14 protein-coding genes are annotated in these 24,636 nt (G+C 53.0%); 9 read left to right on the top strand and 5 right to left on the bottom strand.

The window, feature by feature from the left end; genetic code table 11:
• The first annotated feature begins 13 nt into the window (after nucleotides 1-13).
• On the top strand, nucleotides 14-1,651 hold the full coding sequence (locus Q0628_RS06720) for an NAD(P)H-hydrate dehydratase (RefSeq protein ID WP_298769406.1): 1,638 nt from the start codon (nucleotides 14-16) through the stop codon (nucleotides 1,649-1,651).
• Between the two features lie 52 nt (nucleotides 1,652-1,703).
• On the opposite strand, the gene Q0628_RS06725 is transcribed toward Q0628_RS06720, so the two are convergent.
• Complete coding sequence (locus Q0628_RS06725) at nucleotides 1,704-2,861, bottom strand: FprA family A-type flavoprotein (RefSeq protein WP_298769408.1); 1,158 nt, start codon at nucleotides 2,859-2,861, stop codon at nucleotides 1,704-1,706.
• Nucleotides 2,862-3,031: 170 nt separating this feature from the next.
• Between Q0628_RS06725 and Q0628_RS06730 the strand changes: the two genes are divergently transcribed.
• From Q0628_RS06730 to Q0628_RS06760, 7 genes are all read left to right on the top strand, one after another.
• Nucleotides 3,032-3,730, top strand: a complete 699-nt coding sequence (locus tag Q0628_RS06730; protein ID WP_298769410.1) for a peptidase-C39 like family protein — start codon at nucleotides 3,032-3,034, stop codon at nucleotides 3,728-3,730.
• Nucleotides 3,731-3,792: 62 nt separating this feature from the next.
• On the top strand, nucleotides 3,793-5,298 hold the full coding sequence (locus tag Q0628_RS06735) for a RimK family protein (protein WP_298769411.1): 1,506 nt from the start codon (nucleotides 3,793-3,795) through the stop codon (nucleotides 5,296-5,298).
• A gap of 39 nt (nucleotides 5,299-5,337) precedes the next feature.
• A complete protein-coding gene (locus tag Q0628_RS06740) occupies nucleotides 5,338-6,567 on the top strand; it encodes a glutamate-cysteine ligase family protein (protein WP_298769413.1) in 1,230 nt (409 codons plus the stop codon).
• The gene (locus Q0628_RS06745) at nucleotides 6,564-7,295 is read left to right on the top strand and encodes an N-formylglutamate amidohydrolase (RefSeq protein WP_298769415.1); all 732 of its coding nucleotides are present in this window, start codon (nucleotides 6,564-6,566) and stop codon (nucleotides 7,293-7,295) included. Before Q0628_RS06740 ends, Q0628_RS06745 begins: the two co-directional genes overlap by 4 nt.
• 48 nt (nucleotides 7,296-7,343) lie before the next feature.
• The gene (gene polA / locus Q0628_RS06750) at nucleotides 7,344-10,214 is read left to right on the top strand and encodes a DNA polymerase I (RefSeq protein WP_298769417.1); all 2,871 of its coding nucleotides are present in this window, start codon (nucleotides 7,344-7,346) and stop codon (nucleotides 10,212-10,214) included.
• 143 nt (nucleotides 10,215-10,357) lie between these two features.
• Nucleotides 10,358-11,887, top strand: a complete 1,530-nt coding sequence (locus Q0628_RS06755; protein ID WP_298769419.1) for a glycoside hydrolase family 5 protein — start codon at nucleotides 10,358-10,360, stop codon at nucleotides 11,885-11,887.
• 416 nt (nucleotides 11,888-12,303) lie between these two features.
• A complete protein-coding gene (locus tag Q0628_RS06760; protein ID WP_298769421.1) occupies nucleotides 12,304-14,484 on the top strand; it encodes a glycoside hydrolase family 5 protein in 2,181 nt (726 codons plus the stop codon).
• A 162-nt stretch (nucleotides 14,485-14,646) separates the two neighbouring features.
• Here Q0628_RS06760 and Q0628_RS06765 read toward each other — a convergent pair whose 3' ends face one another.
• The 4 genes from Q0628_RS06765 to Q0628_RS06780 form a co-directional block, all read right to left on the bottom strand.
• The gene (locus Q0628_RS06765) at nucleotides 14,647-15,756 is read right to left on the bottom strand and encodes a histidine phosphatase family protein (RefSeq protein ID WP_298769423.1); all 1,110 of its coding nucleotides are present in this window, start codon (nucleotides 15,754-15,756) and stop codon (nucleotides 14,647-14,649) included.
• 63 nt (nucleotides 15,757-15,819) lie between these two features.
• Nucleotides 15,820-19,446, bottom strand: a complete 3,627-nt coding sequence (locus Q0628_RS06770; protein WP_298769425.1) for an SNF2-related protein — start codon at nucleotides 19,444-19,446, stop codon at nucleotides 15,820-15,822.
• Between the two features lie 107 nt (nucleotides 19,447-19,553).
• A complete protein-coding gene (locus Q0628_RS06775; protein WP_298769427.1) occupies nucleotides 19,554-21,023 on the bottom strand; it encodes a hypothetical protein in 1,470 nt (489 codons plus the stop codon).
• A gap of 493 nt (nucleotides 21,024-21,516) precedes the next feature.
• The gene (locus Q0628_RS06780) at nucleotides 21,517-23,838 is read right to left on the bottom strand and encodes an NADP-dependent malic enzyme (RefSeq protein ID WP_298769430.1); all 2,322 of its coding nucleotides are present in this window, start codon (nucleotides 23,836-23,838) and stop codon (nucleotides 21,517-21,519) included.
• A 327-nt stretch (nucleotides 23,839-24,165) separates the two neighbouring features.
• Here Q0628_RS06780 and Q0628_RS06785 point away from each other — a divergent pair.
• Nucleotides 24,166-24,636: TolC family protein (locus tag Q0628_RS06785; protein ID WP_298769432.1), on the top strand; the 471-nt coding region annotated here is incomplete at its 3' end.

Consider the following 24,636-nt stretch of genomic DNA (forward strand, 5'->3'; position numbering starts at 1 on the left):
ATAGGGGGAGGTTATGAGGTCACTGAACAATCTTACGTATAGGGAGTGCGCCCCGGTAGTATCTGCCGAGGCCATGCGCTTCTTGGACAACGACACCAAGAGAATCCGTGCACAACAGTCGACTCAGTCACGTCCTATTTGGGGACTGCAGCTCGATGCCGATTCAGCGGATATTGGAGAAACCCCCATAGAAGCGGGCTACGCCCTGATGAAACAGGCAGGAGCTGCACTCTTCAGACGCGTCTGCGAAATTCTTGGCGAAAACCGCAAGGGGAAAACCGTCGCCGTGATTATCGGTGGCGGCAACAATGGCGGCGACGGGCTTGTTCTTTCGACACTCCTCATCGAAGCGGGTATTTCCTGCATCGTCTTTTCTCTCGCGAAACCGGAAAATTTCAAGGACGAAGCTGCGCTTGCCTATAAAGATTTCAGCTACAATGGCGGCAAGCTCGTTCTTGCCAGCGAACATTTCCCCGAGAAGCCCGACTATGCACTTGTCGTAGACTGCATGCTCGGAAACGGAGCTTCGGGAGAGCTACGTCCCGCATTCGCAAGGGCAGTCATCGCTATCGACGACTGGGGCATTCCCGTACTAGCCGCCGATGCACCCACCGGTTTCGATTCCTCGGGACATCAACGCGGCACTCCCTGCATAGAAGCTTCCGAAACCATGCTGTTCGGCCTGCCACGACTGGACGCCCTGATTCAGGAAGGAGCACGCGTCTTTGGTTCAGTAACCATTGAACCGCTGCAGTATCCCGAAGACCTGATTGACAAAGTCAACAGCAAAGTCTACCTCGCCACCGAAAGCATCATTCCCGCTCTGCTCCCCGACCGCAACGAGTTCGGCGACAAGCGAGTCCAGGGTTGCGCCATGATTATCGCCGGTTCCGAAAACATGACCGGAGCGGCCACCTTGTGCACCAAATCCTGCCTGCGTAGCGGAGCCGGCCTCGTAACGCTCGCTGCCCCCAAGGGGATCCTGCCCATCATGCAATCGAACCTCCTCGAGCCCGTTTTTTGTGGCATCGGAGACAACAGCAGTTTCAAACTTTCCGTCATGCACCTAATGCAGCTACAGGATGCGGCCCGGCACCAGAATGCGATCGCCATCGGCCCAGGCCTCGGTACCGACCTCGAAACTCAGGATGCCATCCGAATGTTCCTCACAGGGCTTTCGACACCGGTTGTCGTCGATGCCGACGCCATCAATGCCTGCGGTTCTGCATTCTTCTGTATGGACGGTAGTCCCGAAAACGCCATCATCACGCCGCACAAGCGCGAATGGGAAAGGAACTTCGGACCACTGCCATCGAACGAGATTTTCTACCCGGAATACCTGCTACAGTTTGCGATTCAGTTCAAGATAACGATTGTTCTGAAGGGCTCCCCCACCTATGTCGCCATTCCCGACGGACGAGTCTACATTGTTCCGGCAAAGAACTCGGGACTCGCCAAGGGCGGTTCCGGAGATATTCTGACAGGAATCATCACGGCACTCCTCTCGCAGGGACTCCCGACCGCCGAAGCCGCCGTACTCGGCGTACTCCTGCACCAGAAAGCCGGCAGACTCACGCGCGAAAAAATGGGAGCATTTGGCATGCTCCCAAGCGATGTAATTGAAATGCTGCCCGCAGCCTTCGGTTGCTAAGGCTGCTAAGTCATGGATTGCCGCGCCCCTTTTAGGGGCTCGCAATGACGTGCTACGCCATTTCCGCCACGAGTTTGTCCATCGCCGCTTCGGATTCGGCGCTGAGCGTCGACTTTACCGTCACCACCGTTTCGGCAAGCGTCACGTTCTTGAGCGTGGCGAGGATTTCGGTCATCTTCTTCGCGGCCATCGGAGCCCATGTCCCGTTCTCGACAACACCCACCTTGCGGTTGGAATAGTTCTTTGCCTTCAGGTGGTTCAGGAAATCTTCCATCACCGGGAAAAGCCCTGCATCGTATGTAGGAGCGGCCACCACCATGCGGTCGTAGCGGAAGGCATCCTCGATGACTTCGGCCATGTCGCTGCGGGCAAGGTCAGAAACCACCACCTTCTCGACACCGGCGGCCTTGAGCTTTTCGGCGAGCAATTCCGCGGCCTTCTTGGTGCCGCCGTAAATCGAGGCATACGCCACCAGCACGCCCTTGTCTTCGGGAGCGTAGCTGCTCCAGGTGTTGTACTTGTCGATGTAGTAGCCGAGATTTTCGGTAAGCACCGGGCCGTGCAGCGGGCAAATCGTCTTGATGTCGAGCGCAGCAGCCTTCTTGAGAACCGCCTGCACCTGGTTGCCGTACTTGCCCACGATGTTGAAATAGTAACGGCGGGCTTCGCATGCCCAGTCGTCCGGATCGGCATCGTACACGCCGAACTTGCCGAACGCATCGGCCGCGAACAGCACCTTTTCGCTCTGTTCGTAGCTGAACAGCACTTCGGGCCAGTGCACCATCGGAGCTCCGATAAACTGCAAGGTGTGCACACCGAGCGAAAGCGTTTCGCCTTCCTTCACGGCCAGCTTCTTGACCGATTCGGGGAGCGCCATGAACTGCGGCAAGAGAGCAAAAGCCTTGGCAGACGCCACAAGCGTCGCCTCCGGGTACTTCGCCACAAAATCAGCAATGCCACCGGCATGGTCCGGTTCCAGGTGGTGAATCACCAAGTAATCCGGTTTGCGCCCAGCGAGAGCGGCTTCCAAGTTGGCAAGCCATTCATTCACCTTGTGGGCATCCACCGTATCGGTCACGGCAATCTTCTCGTCAACAATCACATACGAATTGTAGGCCATACCCTCGGGCACCATGTACTGGCCTTCGAACAAATCCAAGTCGCGGTCATCGACACCGACGTACTTGATGTTATCGCTAAAGTTCTTCATGACAATTCCCTTTTTGGGGAAAATATACAAAAGCCCACTTATGACTTGTAAAATCGGTGGCAAAATTTGTATTATTTAGCCCACCCATCGACGACCCGGGAAAACATCCCGACAGCCGCCAGACGAGAACGGATAAACCTCCGACTTAAAAGGCATAAAAAGGCAATACGATGGACATCAAGATTCTGCAGCAGCCCGACGATGTGACATGCGGGCCAACAAGCCTCCAGGCGGTCTACAACCACCTCGGCTACAAGATTTCTTTAAAGCAACTCATTTCTGAAATTGAATTTTTGGAAGACGGAGGGACGCTAGGCGTATTCCTCGGCATCGACGCGCTCAAGCGCGGGTTCAAGGTCACGCTACACTCCTACAACCTGACGCTCCTGGACCCCACGTGGAGCACGCTCAGCATGCCGGAACTGAAGGCGAAGCTGGAACTTTTGCACAAGGCAAAACACGCGCCCAAGCTCCGCAAGGCCATCGAGGCGTACATCCGCTTCATTGACCTGGGCGGTAAGGTTGCATTCGAGGATTTGCGCGCGGCCATGTTCGAGAAGTACTTCAAGAAGGGCGTGCCCGTGCTCTGCGGGCTTTCAGCCACCTACCTGTACCGCAGCATGCGCGAGTTCACCGGTGCCGATGACAAGTCTGTATTCGACGACATCCACGGCGAGCCCATGGGGCATTTCGTGGTCGTATACGGCATCGACGAAGACAAGCAGTTCATGGTGGCGGACCCCGACGGCACCAATCCGCTCCACAAGACGCCCTATTACAAGGTCGACAAGTTTAGATTAATCCACAGCATATTGCTCGGCGTGATGACCTACGACGGCAACGTGCTCGTTATAGAGAATAAGAAATAAAGATTCCCGGTCATCCCCGTCAAGCGAGGACAGGCGCCGGGAATGACAATTTGAAAAAAAAAATGAAGAAATTAATAGTCGTAAACAACCCCAAGCACTGGAAATTACACGTTCCAGGCATAGACATCATTTCGGCACAGGACTACCTGATATCGAGCAAGTACACAAACGAGCGCAACCTGCGCGTATTCAACCTCTGTCGCGATTACAGCTACCAGAGCAAGGGCTACTACGTGTCGCTCCTGGCCGAAGCCCGCGGGCACAAGGTTATTCCGGGCGTCAAGAATATGCGCGATTTCAAGGCCCCAGCGGTAATCAAGCATATCTCCGACGAAATCGACAACCTGATTCAGAAAAGTTTCCACAAACTCACCGGCACGGAATTCGTACTCTCGATTTATTTTGGGCAGAACGTGAGCCCGCAATACCTGGAACTCTCGCAGGAACTTTACCGCCTGTTCCAGGCCCCGCTCCTGCGCGCGAAATTCGTGTTCAAGCAGAAGTGGTTCATCCAGAGCATCCGCCCGATTTGCGTGGACGAGATTCCCGAATCGCACATGGAATTCGTCGACAAGTTCGCGCAGGAATACTTCGAGAAGGCCCGCTATGCCTCCAGCAAGGAGGAGGATTACCTGTACGATCTCGCCATCCTCACGAACCCGGACGAAGTGGAGCCGCCGAGCAACGCGGAAGCCATACAGCATTTTGTGAAGGCGGCAGAAGATACGGGATTCCGCGTGGAGATGATTACCCGCAAGGACTACCCGCGCGTGGGTGAATTCGATGCGCTGTTTATCCGCGAGACGACGAACGTGAACCACTACACCTACAGTTTCGCACGCCGCGCGCAGTCGCTGGGCATCGCCGTCATCGACGACCCGGACAGCATTTTGCGCTGTTCCAACAAGGTGTACCTGCAAGAACTGATGCAGGCGGCCAAGATTCATTCGCCGAAGACAATTATCGCGCACGCCGAAAACCGCCACACGCTCGCCAAGGAAATCGGGTTCCCGATGGTCATCAAGTCGCCCGATTCGAGTTTTTCGATGGGCGTGAAAAAAGCCACCAACAAGGAAGAACTCGAGCAGATTCTAGACGAGATGTTTGAGCACAGCGACCTGCTTATTGCGCAGGAATTCACGCCGACGGAATTCGACTGGCGCGTGGGCGTACTCGACGGCAAGCCGCTTTACGCCTGCAAGTACCACATGGCGAAGGGCCACTGGCAAATCTACAACTGGGAAAGCGACGACAAGCAGAGCGAAGCGTTCTCGGGCAAGTGCGAAAGCATCCCTATCGAGATGGTGCCGCATGGAATCGTGAAGACGGCGCTCCGCATCTGCAGCCTTATTGGCAACGGGCTCTATGGTGTCGACCTTAAGGAATGGCACGGGCACCCGATTGTCATCGAGGTGAACGACAACCCGAGTATTGACGCGGGCATTGAAGATGGCGTTGGCAAGAGCAAGGTATATCTCGCCGTCATGAGGTCGCTCCGCCACCGCATCGAAGAACGCATGAACGCCGCACAACATAAACTGCAAATGCACGAGAAGGAATGGTTTTAGAGGTATGAGCACGCACCTACGGTGCTTTGAGGTTATTATATGAATTATAAATTGTGGCAACGATACGGCATCGAGATGGAGTACATGATCGTGGACAGGAACACGCTCGACGTGCTCCCGCGTGCCGATGTTCCCCTCGGAAAAGACAAGAACGGAGAACAGCTCTCTGACGTTGAACACGGCCCCATCGGGCTTTCGAACGAACTCGTGAGCCATGTGTTGGAATTCAAGTGCGCAGAACCCGTGGATAGCCTCCACCACTTGGGAAAGACTTTCCACAAGGAAATCGTGAAGGCGAACGAATCGCTCAAGAGCATAAACGCCATGCTTTTGCCGACAGCGGCGCACCCCTTCATGGACCCCGCCGTGATGCAGCTCTGGCCCTACGATTGCCTGGACATTTACGAGACTTACGACCGCATTTTCAACTGCAAGGGACACGGCTGGGCGAACCTGCAGTCTACCCATATAAACCTCTCGTTCAACGGCGACGAGGAATTCGGCAAATTGCACGGGGCAATTCGCGCATTGTTGCCACTGATTCCCGCCGTAGCAGCCTCTAGCCCGTTCCTGGACAGCAAATACTGCGGTTACCTGGACGGACGAATCGAGACCTACCGCCACAACCAGGAAAAAATTCCGAGCATCACGGGCAAGGTGATTCCCGAAGCGGTTTTCACGTACAAGGATTACGAAGAGCAGATTTTCAACCGCGTGAAGGCGGATATCGCGCCGTACGATCCCGACCACCTGCTGAACCACTTCTTCTTGAATAGCCGCGGGGCCATCGCGCGTTTTGACCGCGGGGCCATTGAAATCCGTCTGGTCGATATCCAGGAATGCCCCGATGCAGATATCGCGATTGCCGAATGGGAAGTCGCCGTATTGAAAGGACTTGTCGAAAACAAATTTGCAAATGAGTCGCAAATTCGCGCGCTCGATACGGACGCCCTTGCAAAAATTCTGCTTGCCTCGACACGTTCCGCCGAAAAGACGGTAATCAGTGACCGCAATTTCTTGAAAATTTGGAACATTGACGCCAGCGAAATCACGGCAAGTGAACTCGTGCAACGCATCACCGAGAAAGTCCGCAGCAAGATTTCCGACCACTCGCAGGCACTGCTCGCCAGCATGTTCAAGCGCGGCACGCTCGCCAGCACCCTCGTGAAGAACGTCGGAGCCGACCCCGACCGCGACGATTTCGTGTACGAATACGGCCGTCTCGCCCACTGCCTTGCAGAAAACAAGCTGTACGGAGTAGAAGAGTGATTGGACGAAAGACGTGGTTCGGCAAGCTCACCAACCTTGACGAAAGACGAAAGAAAATCGCCTTTAAGTCCGTTCTGATGCTCACTTGCGAGCATGCGAGCAACAAGTTGCCCGCCGCATTCAAGAAGGCTGTTCCCGCCGAGGTCCTGGAGACGCACCGTGCCTACGATATCGGAGCGTGCGCAGTATTCAGCAAGTTGGTGAAGTTCGCAAAACCCGAATTCTATTGCGAAGGGAAATTTTCGCGCCTGTTCGTCGACCTGAACCGCACCATTACGAACAAGAGCGCGTTCAGCGATTATTACGGGAGGCTTGAAGCCCGCGACAAAGCAAGCGTCGCAAAAATAAAGGCCCAAGCTACCGCCTACTGGATGGAGTATCGCGAGAAAATCAAAAAGTTTGTCGCTAAAAACATAGGGTCGCTTCGACAAGCACAGCGACCTGAAGCGGCCATTGTTCACCTGGGCATTCACAGCTTTACGCCCGTACTGAACGGCAAAACCCGCAATACCGATATCGGAATCCTGTACGACCCGAGCCGCCCTGTCGAACGAAAATACGCGCAGGTCATCAAGAAAGAAATCAATCGGCTGTACCCGCACATGAAGGTGCGTTTCAACTACCCGTACAAGGGCACCTCCGACGGGCTAACCACCACTTTGCGCAAGAAATTCGGCCCCCGCTATGTCGGTATCGAAATCGAGATGAACCAGAAATTCTTTATCTAAAGATGCGCACGCATCGCTCTGGACAGGCATTTTTTCTACATTCCAAACATGGCCGAAAAGACTTTACTATTGCTCGACTCCTACGCGCTTGCGTTCCGCATGTTTTACGCCTATTCGCAGAACCCGCTGAAAAACAGCCAGGGCGAAGAGGTCTCGATGATGCACGGTTACTGGGGTGCGGTGCTCCGCATTTTGGCCCAGCACAAGCCGACGCATTTTGCGATTGCACGCGATGTCGCACACACGAAGACTTTTAGGCACGAACTTTACCCCGACTACAAGGCCAATCGCGGGCCCATGCCCGAAGAGATGGCGGCGCAGATGCCGCTGCTGGGCGAAAGTCTTGAAGCAAGCGGAATCCCGCTCTTGTCGGAGCCGGGATACGAAGCGGACGACGTGATGGCGAGTACCGCCATGGCTGCCGTGGAAGCAGGCTTTGACCACGTGGTCATTCTGAGTAAAGACAAGGATATGTCGCAGATTGTGACCGACAAGATTCACCTTTTTCACCTGACGAAGGGTGCCGACGGTATTGACTTCGGTCCGGAACAGGTGCTCGAAAAATACGGGCTTCCGCCGGAGAAAATCCGCGACTACTTGGCGCTCATGGGTGACGCAAGCGACAACGTTCCCGGCGTCCCGAAGGTGGGTCCGAAAACAGCCATCCAGCTGCTGAACGACTACGGCGACATGGACAACCTGTACGCGAATCTCGACAAGATTACCAAGAAGGGCCTGCACGACAATTTGGCGAACAACCGCGAAAAGGCTTTCCTCAGCCGCGAACTGGTGACGCTTCAGACCAAGCGCGCCTTTAGCGGAAACTTGGACGCCCTCGAATACAACGGCCTGCACGTAGACACCTTGGCGCAGATGTTCAAGGATCACGAAATCAACAGCCTGTTGCGTTTACTCGAGAAAGTTCCGAGCAAGGCGGGATTCGTGCGAGAAGGTTCTGATGGCGTGGAAGGCGTCGATAATTCAACGGACGCAGAAGTGGAACGCGCAGATTTTGCAGTCGATGTTCCGCCGCCGTACATTTGCGTTGATACCGATGAAGTCTTCGAGCAGATGAAGGCAGAATTTTCCGCATCGTCGCTCATTGGCGTGGATACCGAAACCGACGGCCTTGACCCGATGCAGTGCAACCTGGTAGGGCTTTGCCTGGCCGCTGCCGACAATGAAGGCAACGTGGCGAAGGGCTACTACATTCCGCTTGGACATTCCGACGAAATCGGGTTCCCGCTGCCGACAGGCCCGAAAGGCAATTTCGACTTCAACAAGGCCGCGAACTGGTTCAAGGAATTTTTCGCCGACAATACACCTGTCGCTGAAAATGATGGCGCCGACGGCGCAGTTTCAAGACGCGCTTTTGTTTTCCATAACGCAAAATTCGACCTGCACGTTCTCGCCCGCGCTTTCAAGATTCCGCAATCCGTTATCGACAACGCGAACCTCATCGACACGCTGATTGCTGCCTGGATGCTTTCGCCGGGGCAATCTGGCCTCGGGCTCGACAACCAGGTGATGCAGCGCCTACAGCACGAGATGATTCCCATCGAGAATCTCATCGGGCGCGGCAAGAACCAGATTACGTTTAACCGCGCGCCCATCAAGGACGCCACCGAATACGGCGCCGAAGATGCAGTCTACACGCTCCGCCTTTGGAAACCGCTCAAGCAGGAACTCGAAAAGCTTGACTACATGAAATATTTCTTTGAGCAGGAAATGCCGCTGCTGAAAGTATTGTACCAGATGGAATCCGTGGGAGTGGCGATTGATGTTCCGGCCCTCAAGACGCTGGAGCAGGAACTTGCACGCCGCATCGAGAATCTGGAAAAAGAAATCTGCGACATGGCAGGCGTGGAATTCAACATCGGTTCCCCGAAGCAACTGGGCGACGTGCTTTTCGATACGCTCGGCCTCCCCGAAATCAAGAAGCGCAGTACCGACGCCGTCGTTCTCGAAGAACTCAGCTTCAAGGCGCCGCACCCGATTGTCTTTGCCGTCATCGAGTACCGCGAACTCAAGAAGATGCAGAGCACCTACATCTCGGTGCTCCCCACGCTGGTAAATCCGGATACCAAGCGCATTCACACGAGCTTTATCCAGTGGGGTACCGCGACTGGCCGCCTTTCAAGCCGCGATCCGAACCTGCAGAACATTCCCGTGCGTAGCGACCTCGGCAAAAAAATTCGCGCCGCATTCGTGCCGCAGAGTAAGGATAACGTCATCCTTGCGGTGGACTACTCGCAGATTGAACTCAGAATGCTTGCCCACTTGAGCGGAGACGAAGCGCTCATCGAAAGCTACAAGGAAGGCATCGATATTCATGCCCGCACCGCCGCCGCCATTTATGGTGTCAAGCTCGACGAAGTCAACAGCGACATGAGACGCGATGCAAAAGTCGTGAATTTCGGCGTGCTCTACGGGATGACGGCCTTCCGCTTGAGCCGCGACCTGAAAATTCCGATGTCGCAGGCGAAGGATTTTATTACCGGCTACTTCGACATGTACCAGGGCGTGCAGCAATACATCGAAGACATCAAGGCGGCCGCCCACCGCGACGGCTACGTAGAAACTCTTTCGGGCCGCCGCCGTTACATTGCTGGCATCGATTCTAGCGACCGCATGGAATCGCAAATGGCCGAGCGCATGGCCGTGAATACTCCTGTGCAGGGCTCCGCCGCCGACTTAATCAAGATTGCGATGATCCGCATCCAGAAGCGAATCAACGCCGAGAACCTACCGCTCCGCATGATGCTGCAGGTCCACGACGAACTCGTATTCGAATGCCCCCGCGACCAGGTGGAAGCGATGGCCCAGATGGTGAAATCCGAGATGGAAGGCGCCATGCAGCTTAAGGTCCCCCTCGTCGCGAGCGTCGGCTTCGGCGAAAACTGGCTCGTAGCACATTAGTCAAAAAAAAAGATTTACATAGTAACCAAATCTTTTCGTATGTTGTAAGCCGTTCAATAGTTTTTGAACGGGTGTGATGATTATACAATATGTTTCAAATTTTTCGGTATAGATTAAGGTCGAATTCTGAAAAAGGACCGAAAATGAAGCAAATTCTTGCAAAAACCGCCATTTTCGCCATTGCAGGCGCAATTTCTGCAATGGCAGCCCTCCCCACCGCGAAAGAAGTCCAGGCCAAAATGGGCATGGGCTTTAACATCGGCAACTCAATGGAAGTGCCGAACAACCCCACTGCCTGGGGCAACCCCTACCCGACTCAGACGTTGCTCGACTCCGTGAAGGCGGCAGGATTCAACACGGTCCGAATTCCCTGCGCTTGGGACAGCCACACGAGTGGCGGCAAGGTCACCGAAACTTGGCTTGACTCCGTGAAAACGGTGGTCGACTACGCCATGCGCGCTGGCCTCTACACGATTTTGAACATCCACCACGAAGGTGAAGGCGGCTGGTTCCAGACAAACATCGGCACGAGCGTCGACCAGACTGTCGACAACAAGATGAAGACGTACTGGACGCAGATTGCGAACAAGTTCAAGAACTACAACGAGCGCCTGATTTTTGCGGGTGCGAACGAACCCGGCCCGAACATAAACACCTGGACACAGCAGCACGTGAGCACGCTGATGCACTACTACCAAACCTTCATTGACGCAGTTCGCGCCACCGGCGGCAATAACGAAACACGCACCCTGATTATTCAGGGCCTGAACACCGACATCGACAAGTCCGTCGCGAGCGCTCCCGTAAGCACGTTCCCTAAGGACAAGGTAACAGGCTACCTGATGTTCGAGGTGCACTACTACGACCCGTACCAGTACACGCTCATGACTAGCGAACAGAACTGGGGCGCGAGTGAGCCCATCCAACCGCAGTACTACTACGGCGACTACACCAAGGCTAGCGAACCCAAGCGCAATGCGGGCTACAATGCGTGGGCAGGCGCTGTCGATTCCGAGCTCGGAAGCATTGTGCACCCACAAGAACAGTTCGCCAAGATGAAGTCGAACTACGTGGACAAGGGCTATCCGGTCATCGTAGGTGAATTTGGCGCAAACGTCCGCAGCCCGGAACTGAGCGGATCTGACCTGGACCTCCACAAGCAGGGCCGCGTGCAGTGGCACAAGGATGTTGTCTCTGCAGCAAAGCAGTATGGGCTCACCCCCATCCTCTGGGACATGGGCAACGAAAGCAACACCGGCTACGACAACATGGCCTACATCCGCCGCCAAAGCAGCCCCGTGGGCAAGGTTCTAGAGACCGATGTCATCAATGCCATGCGCAGCGTGTACAACCTCGGCAACTACGTGAACAACGGCGTCACCCATGTAGAAGACTTCACCTCCGATGTTTCGAGTCCATGCGACGCGATGATTCCGGAATGCGGCGGGACCGAAGCCCTGCACATGGGCGCAAGGGCCGCAGTCAAGTTCCGCCGCGAAGGGAATATGCTCCAGGGCATGGGCACAATCAAGCTCTTCGACCTGAAGGGCAACCTGGTCCGCACCGCAGGCAGCAACGCCACCGATGCAACCACCATGCAGCTGCAGGGAATCCGCCAAGGCGTCTACATCGCCCGTAACGGCGCACAGACACTCCGCGTGCAGGTGAAATAAGGCTCGTTCCAAGCCAAGTCACGCCCGTTTTACATATTTTTTCGCATAAAGCGACCCTTTAGTATGTAAAGGGTCGCCTTGTTTTTTCAGCTTTACAGACTTTTTTTCATTTTTTAGCCATTTAGTATGTAACTTTTCAAAAAATTGGCTAAAAAACATCAAATTTCTATTCCCAAAAGCCCTCCTCGGGCCCAAAACCGTGTTTTTTCATAAAAAAGGCTCTTTTTTACATACTGAAAGCGCTGTAATTCACTTTTAGTATGTCAAAGCAACAAAATGTCATCCCGTTGAGAGTTCTACACCGCAAAAAACGCACAGAAGCACATTTTTCTTTCAAAATGGTCCCGCAGAATCTAATTTCAAGGAGAACCACAACGGGGCTAATTATGCCCGTACATACCTTATAAGGAGTCAAAATGTTTGGTATCGGAAAGTTTGGATTCGTATGCGGAGCCGCACTCTTGGTTAGCACCGCTGCGTTCGCCCTCCCCAAGGCGACCGACCTGGTCGAGCCCATGGGCATGGGCTACAACATCGGCAACACCATGGAAGTGCCCGAAAACCCGACCGGATGGGGCAACCCGCTCCCGACCGCAGCCTACATCAAGGCAATCAAGGCAGCCGGCTTCAACACAGTGCGTATTCCTTGCGCCTGGTATTCTCATTCTGATGCTCTCGCCAAGGATATCGCCGCATACGGCGGCACCGCCGACAACTCTACCTACAAGCATGTAGGCAAGGCTTCTGATTTTACCAACCCCACGATTGACGCCGCTTGGCTCGCCCAGGTCAAGGAAGTGGTGGACATGATCATCGCCGAAGGCATGTACGCGGTGCTGAACTCGCACTGGGACGAAGGCTGGCTCGAAGACCGCGTGTATGACGGTACCGCCAACCCGCGCAGCGGAGCAGGCGATATCACCAACAGCTCTGCAACGACCAAGGCCCGCCAGGCCGCCTACTGGAAGCAGATTGCCACCTACTTCAAGGACTACGACGAGCACCTCCTCTTTGCTGGCGCCAATGAACCGGCCGTGAACGACCCATGGGGCGCAAGCGGTCAATGGGCATTCGACGACTCCCGTATGCAGATTTTAAAGGGCTACTACGAAGCATTCATTACTTCCGTGCGTAGCGCAGGCGGCAACAACGACACCCGCACCTTGATCGTGCAGGCTCCGCGTACCGAAATGGACAACGCCCCTATGCTCAGCACGAACTGGCCGACCGACCCGGCTGGCGCTGGCTACATGATGGCCGAAGTCCACTACTACCCGTACCAGTACTCCCTCATGACCGCTGACGAAGATTGGGGCAAGCAGTTCTATTATTATACCGGCCTTCACAGCACGACCGACACAGAACACAACATGGGCTGGAACGTTTACTCCAACAGCATCGACAACTCCGCCCTCGGCACCCCGAACCAAATTGCAAAGGCTTTCGGTGAACTCAAGACCATGTTCTGCGACAAGGGCATTCCCGTAATCATCGGCGAACTCGGCGCCATCAAGCGTACCGGCCAGATTACCGATGCAGCGAACCTCAAGCTCCACTTGCAGGGCCGCGCTCTCTTCTACGGTGAAGTTGCCAAGAACGCGAAGGCCAACGGCATTGTTCCTTACGTTTGGGATACCGGTGCAGAAGACGATGGCAACATGACTATCATCACCCGTCAGCAGGGCACCTACAGCATTCTCGACCCGGACGTGTTGAACGCACTGCAGAAGGCATACGGCCAGGAAGGCAACAACCAGAGCAACCTTGACAGCCTGGTAAACGAAAACGAAGTCCCCGAAACCGAAGCAGGCAAGGGTGTGCAGGTGACTTACCAGACAGTAACTTCCGACTCCAGCGAAGTGGGTACGCTGCGCATCAACCTTGCTAGTGGCAAAAACGACCTTTCCAAGTACGTTGGCATCGAAATTCGTCTGAAGGGCTCTGTAGAAACTGCTGGCGGCTGCACCGGTGCAGGCGACGGCTGCGGTGAATACGGCTGGACCTCCATGGACCTCTTCATGATGACTGGTAGCAGCTGGGCATGGTTCGACGCGCCCGTTATGGAACAGGCCAACCAGGAACTTGATGCTAGCGCATTCCAGAAGATCCAGGTCAAGTGGGCAGACTTCCGTACCGAACCCACAGACCTCAACTCGGTGAACGCCATCGGCTTGAACCTTTACGGCACGCAGGGCACCGGCACCATCACCTTCGACTACATCAAGGGCATCAAGGCCGACGGCTCCACCGAAATCATCGACGACTTTGACAAGAAACCGCAACTCGAAGGCACCGCCTCTGGTAAAATTGTCGCCCTCAGCGGCACGGATGCCATTAAGCCCGCAGCAGTCGCCGCAGCCTCCAAGATGCTCGTGAATGTGCAACCGGGCGTGGTGAGCGCAAGCTTCACCGCCGCAAAGACCGCTCCGGCCAAGGCAATGCTCATGAACAGCCTCGGCCAGGTGATTGCCCAGCAGAACTTCAACGCCAGCAAGGGCATGAACCGCGTGGAACTCTCTAGCGACTACCGCGGCCCCGCAATGCTCATGGTCAAGCAGGGCAGCCAGCGCTACATGCAGAAGGTAATCTTGAAATAACGAGGTTTCCCCAGGCAAGTTAGGAGTGTACTTGTCTGGGGGTAGGCGACGGTCGTGGCGGCAACCTAGCCTATAAATATGCCGCCAATATAGTGTGGGATTGCTTGTAAAAGCAAAAGGACTCGGCCGACAGGTCGAGTCTTTTTTCAATCTTTTTTCTGATTACAGGTTGCCCGATTTCAAGCCACGAACCGGAACATATTTTAATGTTCCATCGGCCTTCTGCACGACAGCGACTCCAGCCAGGAAATTGAGCCAGTCAGAAGTTTGGCTATAGTTCAGCGGAATCTGAGACTGTGTCAAGTAGGCAAGAAGCGGGACAAGCATCTGGTCGTGCGAGACCGCAATGCTGACGCGTCCCGATGCAAACATCTTGCCAACGACTGCATCGTTAATAAGTTCCTGAGCGCGTGCGGCAAGTTCATAATGAGCTTCCGCGCACTGGCCGCCAAATGCCCAGCCCGAAATAATGTCATAGGAAGTATTCGCCTGTTCCGTGCACTGGGAATACATTTCGGAATCCTTGACGAACCAGTCTCCAGAAAGTTCCGGCAGTGCAGCATGCTTGATTTCTGCAAGGCCCATTCCCTGAGCAATTTTATGGCAGGTCTGTTCCGTGCGACGGACAGAAGAATGATAGAATATAGGGTTCTCCAAACTGACAAGTTTCTTTCCGACGGAAATCGCCTGCAATTCACCGAGTCCCGTCAGAACGCCCATTTCATCATCCTTGGGTCTCTGTGCATGCCTCAGCAGAATGGCCACCTTCTCGTCAGCGCCCACCTTTTCGGCGACCTTCTGAACGGCAACAAAGTCATCCAGATAATTGCCATCGGGATCGTATACCGAGGCATCATTATCGGTCTTGATTATGCCCGAATATTCTCCGTCACATGTCACCTCGACTCCACCAGACATTTCGTCGGGCGTTTCCGTACAATTATAGGTCGATCCCGAAGAAACCGGTTCAACGACAAACTCAACAGTTGAAATTTCAGCCGTGGAAGCGCTGGAACCTTCGACCGGGTCGGAGCCAGCATCGGCAGAAGACGATACACCTGCCGCACCATCTGCAGAGCTTTCTGTATCAACGACAGCAGAGGAACTGCTGCCTGGTTCAACGCCCTGACCAGGATCACCCGTTTCAGAAGCGGAAGAGATATCCGTCTCCGGAGCAGACGGAGTGGTAGTAGAGCCGCTTCCGTCGTCGCCACAGGCGGCCAGGAACAGCGGAACAGATACAAGAGCCGAAAGGAGGAATTTCTTTTTCATATTCCTAATTTAATAAAAAGAACCCTTCCATTTCCCACTGTAAAAATGATTTAACCGAAACCGTTACAAAAAGGAGTCCAAATTGAAGATTTCGCCAAGCTGCCGATCATCCATGTCCGCCAGCCATGTTTCACCGGCATTCACGGTCATCTCAGCAACGGAACGCTTGCTTTCGAGAAGCGCGTTAATCTTTTCTTCAAAAGTTCCCTTGGTAATGAAACGGTGAACCTGTACATTCTTCGTCTGCCCGATACGGAAGGCGCGGTCCGTGGCCTGAGCTTCGATAGCGGGATTCCACCACAGGTCATAATGAATCACCTGGGATGCTGCTGTCAGGTTAAGCCCCGTTCCCGCAGCCTTGAGCGAAAGGATAAGCACCTTGACATCCGGGTTTTCCTGGAAGTTGCGAACCATCTCGTTCCGCTGATTCTGCGAGCAGCCGCCATGGTAAAAATCGGCCTTGATTTCCAGTTCGCGTTCAAGCGTTTCCTGCAACAGGTCGCCCATTTCGCGGAATTGAGTAAAGATAATTGTCTTTTCTTCCTGTTCCTGAATAGAACGCAACAGGTCAAGCAGCATGCCCAGCTTTCCAGAGTCCTCGACGCGCGCCTCCCCCGTCTTTAGGTAGGTTCTCGGGTGATTGCAAATCTGCTTCAAGGCGAGAATCATCTGAAGGATTAGGCCTTTACGCTTGAAAAGACTATGGGAATCCGATGATGCAGACGCAACCTCGACGGCATCATCGATGTCGATTGTCGGGCCATTTTCCAATGTTTCGAGTTCCTTCATGAACTCATCCAGGGTTTTCTTGTAAAGAGCAGCCTGCGAAGGGGTCAGCACGGCATATTCGTCCTGCTGGATTTTATCGGGCAAGTCGGAAATAATGGACTTGTCCGTCTTCATGCGGCGAAGCATAAAGGGCGCCGTAATTTTCTTGAACTTTTCCGCCACGGCCTGGTTCGCATTTTTCTGAATCGGAGTTTCGTATTTATCCCTAAATTCGCCCGCAGGAGGCAAGAAACCCCGGTTACAGAAATCCATGATGGTCCAGAATTCTAGCAGGCGGTTTTCGACCGGGGTTCCGCTCATGGCAATCTTCATGGGAGCGCGGAACGCGCGGATGCGGCGGCTCTGTTCGCTGTCGGCATTCTTGATATTCTGCGCCTCGTCAATGACAACGATGTTCCAGTTCAGTTTTTCCAGCTTCTTGAAATCGAGACGGCAAGTCGAATAGGTCGTAATCAGCAGATCGGCATCGAACTTTTCCAATTTTCGACCTGCACCATGATACGCAAACACGCTGAGTTGCGGAGCAAACTTCAGAATTTCCATCTGCCAGTTGCAAAGGAGACCCGCCGGCACCACTACAAGGGCCTTATGTTCGTCCAGGCGCCCTTCCTGCTTCATCTTGAGCAGGAATGCAATTACTTGCAAAGTCTTGCCGAGACCCATGTCATCGGCCAAGATACAGCCAAAACCCATCTGCAGGTTCTTGTACATCCACGAATAACCGCGTAGCTGATAAGGACGCATCACCGCGTTCAAATTCTCGGGAAGTGCGATATCCGTCTCGGCACGCCAGGCATCCAATTGCGTCTTGAGTCCCTCGGTCATCGAAACAGGAACACCGTCACAATTGCCGGTGAAACAGGCCTGCAGCAGGCGCACCGCCGTCGCAGGCATATTTTCGGCTTCCTCAGAGACCGCACCATCTTCTTCCTTCAGGGTTTCTTCGTCAACCGTCACGACGTCGGCATTCTTTTCCATTTCGCGTTCTTCGAGCCGCTGCTGCATTAGCTTGAGATCGTCGGCAGAATACGAAACGTAACGGTCCTTGTACTTCAACAAGCCACCGGCATCTTTCGCCAACTTCAAGAACTCTTCCGTCGAAATCGTCTCGTCACCCAGAGCCACTTCCCAGTCGAAGTCAAGCAAGTCACTCGCCTTGAACGCCCCGATACCAAGACTTCCCTTGATGCGCATCTGTGGTTTGGGCCGAGCAATTTCCAGAAGCGAGCGCGGCATTTCAGTCACGATCCCGAACACCTCGAATTTCTTGACGGAATAGGTGACAAATTCCTTGAGTTCCGCACCGCGCATGATGATTGCTTCTGCCGCATGATTTTCAAGGTAGCTTTTCATCGGCTTGAACGTTTCCGCCACGCAGTTCAAAATATTCATCAGCGAAAGCAGACGCGGGTCGCTTTCTGCAAAAAGCCTCGCGAGCGTAGCACGACCGGCAGAATCTTCCACAAAGACCTGTAGCGCAATGTCCTTGCCGCATTCCGAGCAAAAGAAGATTATCTTGTGATTAAATTCAAGCGAATTGTATACCGAAAACCACGCCTGAATCTTTGACGGAATCTTGAGCCCGTTCGCGGCGAGTCTTCCCGACTTGCAATCGAAAAAGAATCCGAGCAGGTTTTCGTGCGGCCCCTTCTTGTAGCTCTGAGCCGTTCGAGCAAAACGTAACAGTTTCCCGATAAATACAGACAGAATCTGTTCTGCAGCGGCATCCAGCACCTCGCGGGAATCTCCCTGCAGCGTGAAGGCAAAATCGTCAGGCACCGACTTTTCAAGTTCCGCCACCACGGCAAGCACATCGGGAAGCATTTCTGCCGGGAGCCAACGCACCTGCGCAGTCACGTTGTTTAGCCAGAACACCTGCGGGTAAATCGCTCCGCAACGCACCAGATTGTAGGCCACCTGCAAAAGCTGATGCACAAATCGAACGGTCACGTGGTTGTGCCACACGCAATCCTGGTTCAGGCGGCACAGGGCCCCCATCACATTTTCAACGGAAAGTCCTGTCGCCACCTCACGCTCATCTTCGAGCTGGTTAAATGTCCACTGCCAGCCCCTTGCATGCACAATCTGCAGGCGTTCCTTTTCCATTAAAAAGGTGTGGGCGTGGTATATACCGAAATCCTGGGCGAATTGTTCGAACTTTTCAAAATGGTTATAGAAGGCGCGACAGCGCTCGAGCTCATCGACAAAACTTTTCTTGAAATTTCCCGCCGGGCAAAAATCGGGAAAGTTCGAAAGCATCGCCGGCAGCACATGCGAATAGTCGCGCCATTCCTCGAAACGGAACATGGGCACGCGAGGCATCTCGACGCGGTCGTTATACGGCAAAATTCGCACCAAGGTCGCTTCGCGTGGCACATCGGACTCCACCGGCTCCGGCTTGTAGTCCTTGAGGTAAGCAATGTCGAGACCATGCACCCTGAATAGCAGGAACGGATCCGTAGTAAACATCTCGGCCATCTTTAGGAACACCGAAATCACGTAACGGCAAGGAAGAGGATCCTTGCAATCGCAGTTCATGTTCACCTGGTCACAAGTGTCAAAAAGCGAAAGCCCGCATTTCGAAAGAATCAGTTCTATGGACTGGTTCATGGCGCCGTTCGAAAGAGACATCAGTTCTACGGGCTGCTGTTTCAGGAGACCCACGAAAATATCGGCACGTTCCCTATCGAATTTGGGAAAGACGAGATACACATTATGGAGTCCACCGTTGGGCCCCTTGACCGACGCCATCACGCGGTTATCGGCCACCGTAAACGGCTGCACCTGTCCCCGCGTCACATATTTAAAGGCGTAATCAATATCCCGTCCGGATGCACCCGCAAGCAAGTGGTCCAACCACTTTTTACTCCACCAGGTACTTCCATAAACACCATAATCCATAGCCGCCCAAATATAGTAATTTTCTCTGACAAAAATTGCTCATTTGAGCAAAGAAGAAGACAATAAAAAACCCCGGCTGGGCCGGGGCGTGCGGAAGCTTATCAGGCCTAGTTCGAGCAGGCGCCATACTTACCGATCTTGTGAATTTTGATGCTATTGACGGATGTAGTAACGCAGTTCCCTTCCAACGAAACCGGACAAGAAACGCCAGCCTCGTCATTGGAATACTTGAAGTGGATGGCTAGGACGCTTGCCAAAGCACCTTTGAAAGTCGGGTAATCGAGATCTTGTTCGATGGCCCAACTGGGTTGATGGAAGGTTGTCGTGTTAAAAGCAAGATCCACCGTTTTGACTGTACCGCTCGGCAAAGTCGCATACCAGGAACTTTTTCCGTCACCAAAACTCTTCAAGGTAAAAGCAACCTTCTTTGTTGCTGAATAGGTGACACACATTCCTTCCCAATCGGACATATTTACGGAGGTTCCCGACGGGGACATATTGAAACCGATGGCGGCATAGGGATACGGAACGGCTTCCATATATTCCCCATTATACTCCCAGTCGTATATAAGGTCGATTTCTGCCGTGTACGCGCCCATCTCGGATCCCGTGTATACGGTGGAATATCCTCTATCAGCACTATCATCAAAACTGAACCACCAGCCCGAACTATCCTTCGTTTCCTTGTTGTCGTCAAAGAAGGTATATTCGTCAACCGTGTTGAAGAACGTGCGTACACGATCTCCGTAAGAAGATGTGTACATGACGCCATCTTCGAAGGTTACGACTTTTTCCCTTGGTCCAGAGCTGCTAGACAATTCGGGTTCAGAGGATTCCGAAGAATTGGTTTTGGAAGAGCCGGAAGAACCGAGCTCGTCATCATCACCATCCTCATCGCCATCATCATCGCCAATATCAAGCGCGGCCCCCAAAGCCGACCATTTCCAAGTCAAGGATTCAGGATCCATGGAACACGTATAAATCTGTTTTTTGGACTTGTCATAGGCATAGGTCTTTTGGGGATTTGCGATGGCCCAGCTTTGCGAGCATTCGTCCATATCCTCTATTTTGCTAACGGCAGGCGCCCACGTGTAAGTGGCCATTCCCACTCCCATATCAATAGAGGCGCAAATATAATCTGTTTTTTCATCGGTTACTTTAACCGTTTCGCCAGAATTGGATTCGGCGCAACTGGACCGGAAAAGTTCTACTAGACTTTTCTCGGACTTAGAAGAGTTTTCACTAGAGCCACTGCTTGCAGGCTTGGCAACTTCATTTGTTGCATCGCAAACTGCATTTTGAGCATCGTAAATTTCATCCAAAGTGCCTACCAAGCCAACGGTCTGATTAACCGTGCACTTACCGGCTTCGTAGGTCGCACTAAATCCCTCTACCGTTCCCGAGGCTTCGCAAACAGCCTTAGCAGTAACGTCATCCCCCATTTGAGAATAATCGGTGATTGTGGATTGCGAAACCATATTTCCATCCGCACCAAACACATAGACGGTAGTCGTCGCAGTTCCATTTGCAGCCGTTTTTACAGTAACGGAGTTTCCCGTCTTGGTAACGGAGCACAAATCGTTCGTCGCGTCAGGGCCACTGCTGCTGGAATCACTCCCGCAGCCAAAAAGCCCTATACTAGCGGCACAAATTAAGGAAAAGACGCCACTTTGTTTTTTTGTTTACAAAAGTTTACAATATTATTCATGGGATTCCCCTATATTGATTAGCCCAAAAATAATTCCTGCAATCCTAAAAGTCAAGCAAAATGTTTGACGATATGCGTTTCATCACTATTGCACAATCATCTTTTGCGTAGCAACGCCATTTCGACCTTCCAGGCGCCCGCCTATCCATCGGTTTCGAAATTACTCGTGACAAAATTTACAACCCCCACGACCGAATCGAAAAGAGGGACGAATCCGTTGCACAAGAAGAACCTTTCGACGATGGCAGACGTCAAGGGAAAGAAAAAGGCTTCCAAAAAATCTACTACAAAGAAAAAAGCCTCCGTAAAAACGAAGGCTAAAAAAACGAAATCCCAAAAGAGTAAAAAGAAGTAGATTTATTCTACCACATCTTGTCGTATTTCTTGCGGCTCTTTTCTTCGTCCTTCTTTTCCTGAACAATCGCGTCGATCACGGCGGCAACCGTCAGGTTGAAGATATCGTGCACCGAGGCGTCGGAGTCGGTGAAATGCACCGGCTTGTTTAGGCCCATCTGCACAGGACCAATGGATTCGCCCACGCCCATTTCCAAGAGCATCTTGCAAGTGGTATTTGCAGAAGAGAGACACGGGAAAATGAGCGTATTGACCGTCTGGCCCTTGATCTTGTTGAAGGGGTACTTGGTGTCGCGCAGGTCCTTGTCGAGCGCCACGTTCACCTGCATTTCGCCGTCGATCATGTAATCCGGGAACTGTTCGTGAATCATGCGTACGGCTTCGCGGGCAGTGTTGGACGTTCCGCGCGGAGCACCCTTGTCGCTGCCGAAGTTTGCGTAGCTGAGCATCGCCATCACCGGTTCGTGGGCAAAGAAGCGCACGGCGTCGTGAGTGAGTTTCACGATATCCACGAGGGTTTCTGCATCGGGGTCGCGGTTCACCAGCGTATCGGCCAGGAAGAACGTTCCCTTGCGGGTGCTCAAGATATGCATAGCGCCGAAGTGCTTGTATTCTTCGCGGATACCGATGATTTCCTTGGCGAGTTCAATCGTTTCGCTATACTTGGAGTAGCCACCGGAAATGAGGGCGTCGGCGTCGCCGACCTTCACCATCATCATGCCGAAGTGGTTCGGTTCAAACATGTCGTCGCGGGCTTCGTCGAGCGTCACGCCGTTACGGCCGTTTTCTTCGGCGTAGATTTCGGCGTACTTGCGGCGGCGTTCAAATTCTTCCGGAGAACGCGGGTTCACAATCTGGATGCCCGTAAGGTCCAGCTGTTCGCGCTGGGCGATAATCTGGATGCGGTCGGGGTTGCCCAAAAGAATCGGGTGCGCAACGCCTTCGGTCTTGGCCTGCACGGCGGCCTTGAGCATGTTGAGGTTGCTTTCGGCAAACACAACGCGCTTGGGGTTGCTGCGGGCGGTATCGCTAAACTGACGGATGAGCTTGTTGTCGTAACCCATCATGTCACGCAGACGGTCATAATAAGCGTCCCAATCGGTAATCGGCTTGCGGGCCACGCCACTTTCGATAGCGGCCTTCGCCACGGCGATAGACACGTCGGTCAAGAGGCGCGGATCCAAGGGCTTCGGAATCAAGTATTCCTTACCGAAGGTAAAGCGCTGGGCATTGTAGGCGATGTTCACCACATCCGGAACCGGCTTGTGGGCAAGAGCCGCAATGGCGCGCACGGCAGCATGCTTCATGTGTTCGTTGATGCAGGTAGCGCGAACGTCGAGGGCCCCGCGGAAAATGTAGGGGAAACCGATCACGTTGTTCACCTGGTTCGGATAGTCGCTGCGGCCCGTTGCAAAAATCAGGTCGCCACGGCTTGCCATGGCTTCTTCGTAGCTGATTTCGGGGTTCGGGTTTGCAAGTGCAAAAACAATCGGCTGGTCGGCCATGCTGCGGACCATTTCGCGGGTCAGGATGTTACCCTTGGAAAGTCCTACGAACACATCGGCACCCTTCATGGCGTCTTCGAGCGTTTCGATATCGGTGCGGTCGGTCGCAAAGAAAGCCTTCGCTTCGGTAAGGCCCTTGCGGTCCTTGCGGATGACACCCTTACTGTCGCACATCACCAGATTCTCTTTCTTGAGACCGAGCGACAAGTAGAGTCGCGTGCAGGCGCAAGCGGCTGCACCCGCACCGTTCACCACCATCTTCACGTTGCGAATGCTCTTGCCTGCGACTTCGATAGCGTTCAAAAGGCCTGCAGAAGAAATGATAGCCGTACCATGCTGGTCGTCGTGCATCACCGGAATATCGAGTTCTTCCTTCAATCGGCGTTCGATTTCAAAGCATTCCGGAGCCTTGATGTCTTCCAGGTTGATCCCCCCGAAAGTCGGAGCAATCGCCTTGACTGCTTCGATGAACTTTTCAGGGTCCTTCTCGTTCACTTCGATGTCAAAAACATCGATTCCACCGTATATTTTGAACAAAAGGCTTTTCCCTTCCATGACCGGTTTTCCTGCCATGGCACCGATATCTCCAAGGCCCAATACGGCAGTACCGTTGGAAATGACTGCCACCAAGTTACCTTTGGCAGTATATTTGTAAGCATCTTGCGGATTCTTTTCGATTTCGAGACAAGGTTCGGCTACGCCTGGAGAATAGGCGAGTGACAAGTCTGTCTGCGTTCTATAAGGCTTGGTTGGGACAACCTCAATCTTGCCCGGCTTGCCCTGTGAGTGGTAGAGCAAGGCGGCTTCTTTTGTAATTTTAGCCATAATCTTTTTCCTTAAAAATTCCTATTCTTGTAAAATTGGTCGCAAATGTACAAATAAAATTATAAAATGTCGTTTGTTGACAAAGAAAAATGTCGAAACGATTAATTTAAGAATGTTGCCATCTTCTTTAATAAAAATGACCCTGAATTTGTTTAGAACCTTCTAAATTTCTGATTTTGTAGTAAAGAGGTGTTATTATTGCTTAATGGATACCTCCTATACTTTATTATGTGCGAAAAAAAGAATAATTTTGCACGTCAAAATAATGATAGGATTAGAAACAACCAAAACTAGAAACAATATAACATTAAAATTAGGTATACATTAATGAAATTCTTATTGAAACCCGTGTTGGCTCTTGCTTTGCTGGTAATGGCGGCAACGAGCGTAAAGGCTCAGGACACGCTGAAGATTTCGCTGAAAGAAGCGATACAGATTGCGTTGAGCGAAAATCCGACTATTAAGGTAGCCGATCAGGAAATTCAGTTGAAGAAAGAAGCGAACCGTGAAATGCTTTATGGTTTACTCCCGGAAGCGAATTTGGTAGGTAGCTATACGCATACCATCAAGAAGCAGACTTTCGCGATGATGGACACCATTATGCAGGTGGGTACTACCAATAACATGAGTGGTGGTATTTCTGTTAGCCTCCCGATTTTTGCACCAGCTTTGTACAAGAGCATCAAATTGACTAAGACTGATGTGAAGTTGGCTGAAGAAAAATCACGTGCTTCTCGTCTGGACATGGTGAATCAAGTAACCAAGGCTTTCTATCAGTTGCTTTTGGCGCAGGATAGC

It is taken from the genome of uncultured Fibrobacter sp. (genome assembly GCF_937877005.1).
In the GTDB taxonomy this organism is placed as follows: domain Bacteria; phylum Fibrobacterota; class Fibrobacteria; order Fibrobacterales; family Fibrobacteraceae; genus Fibrobacter.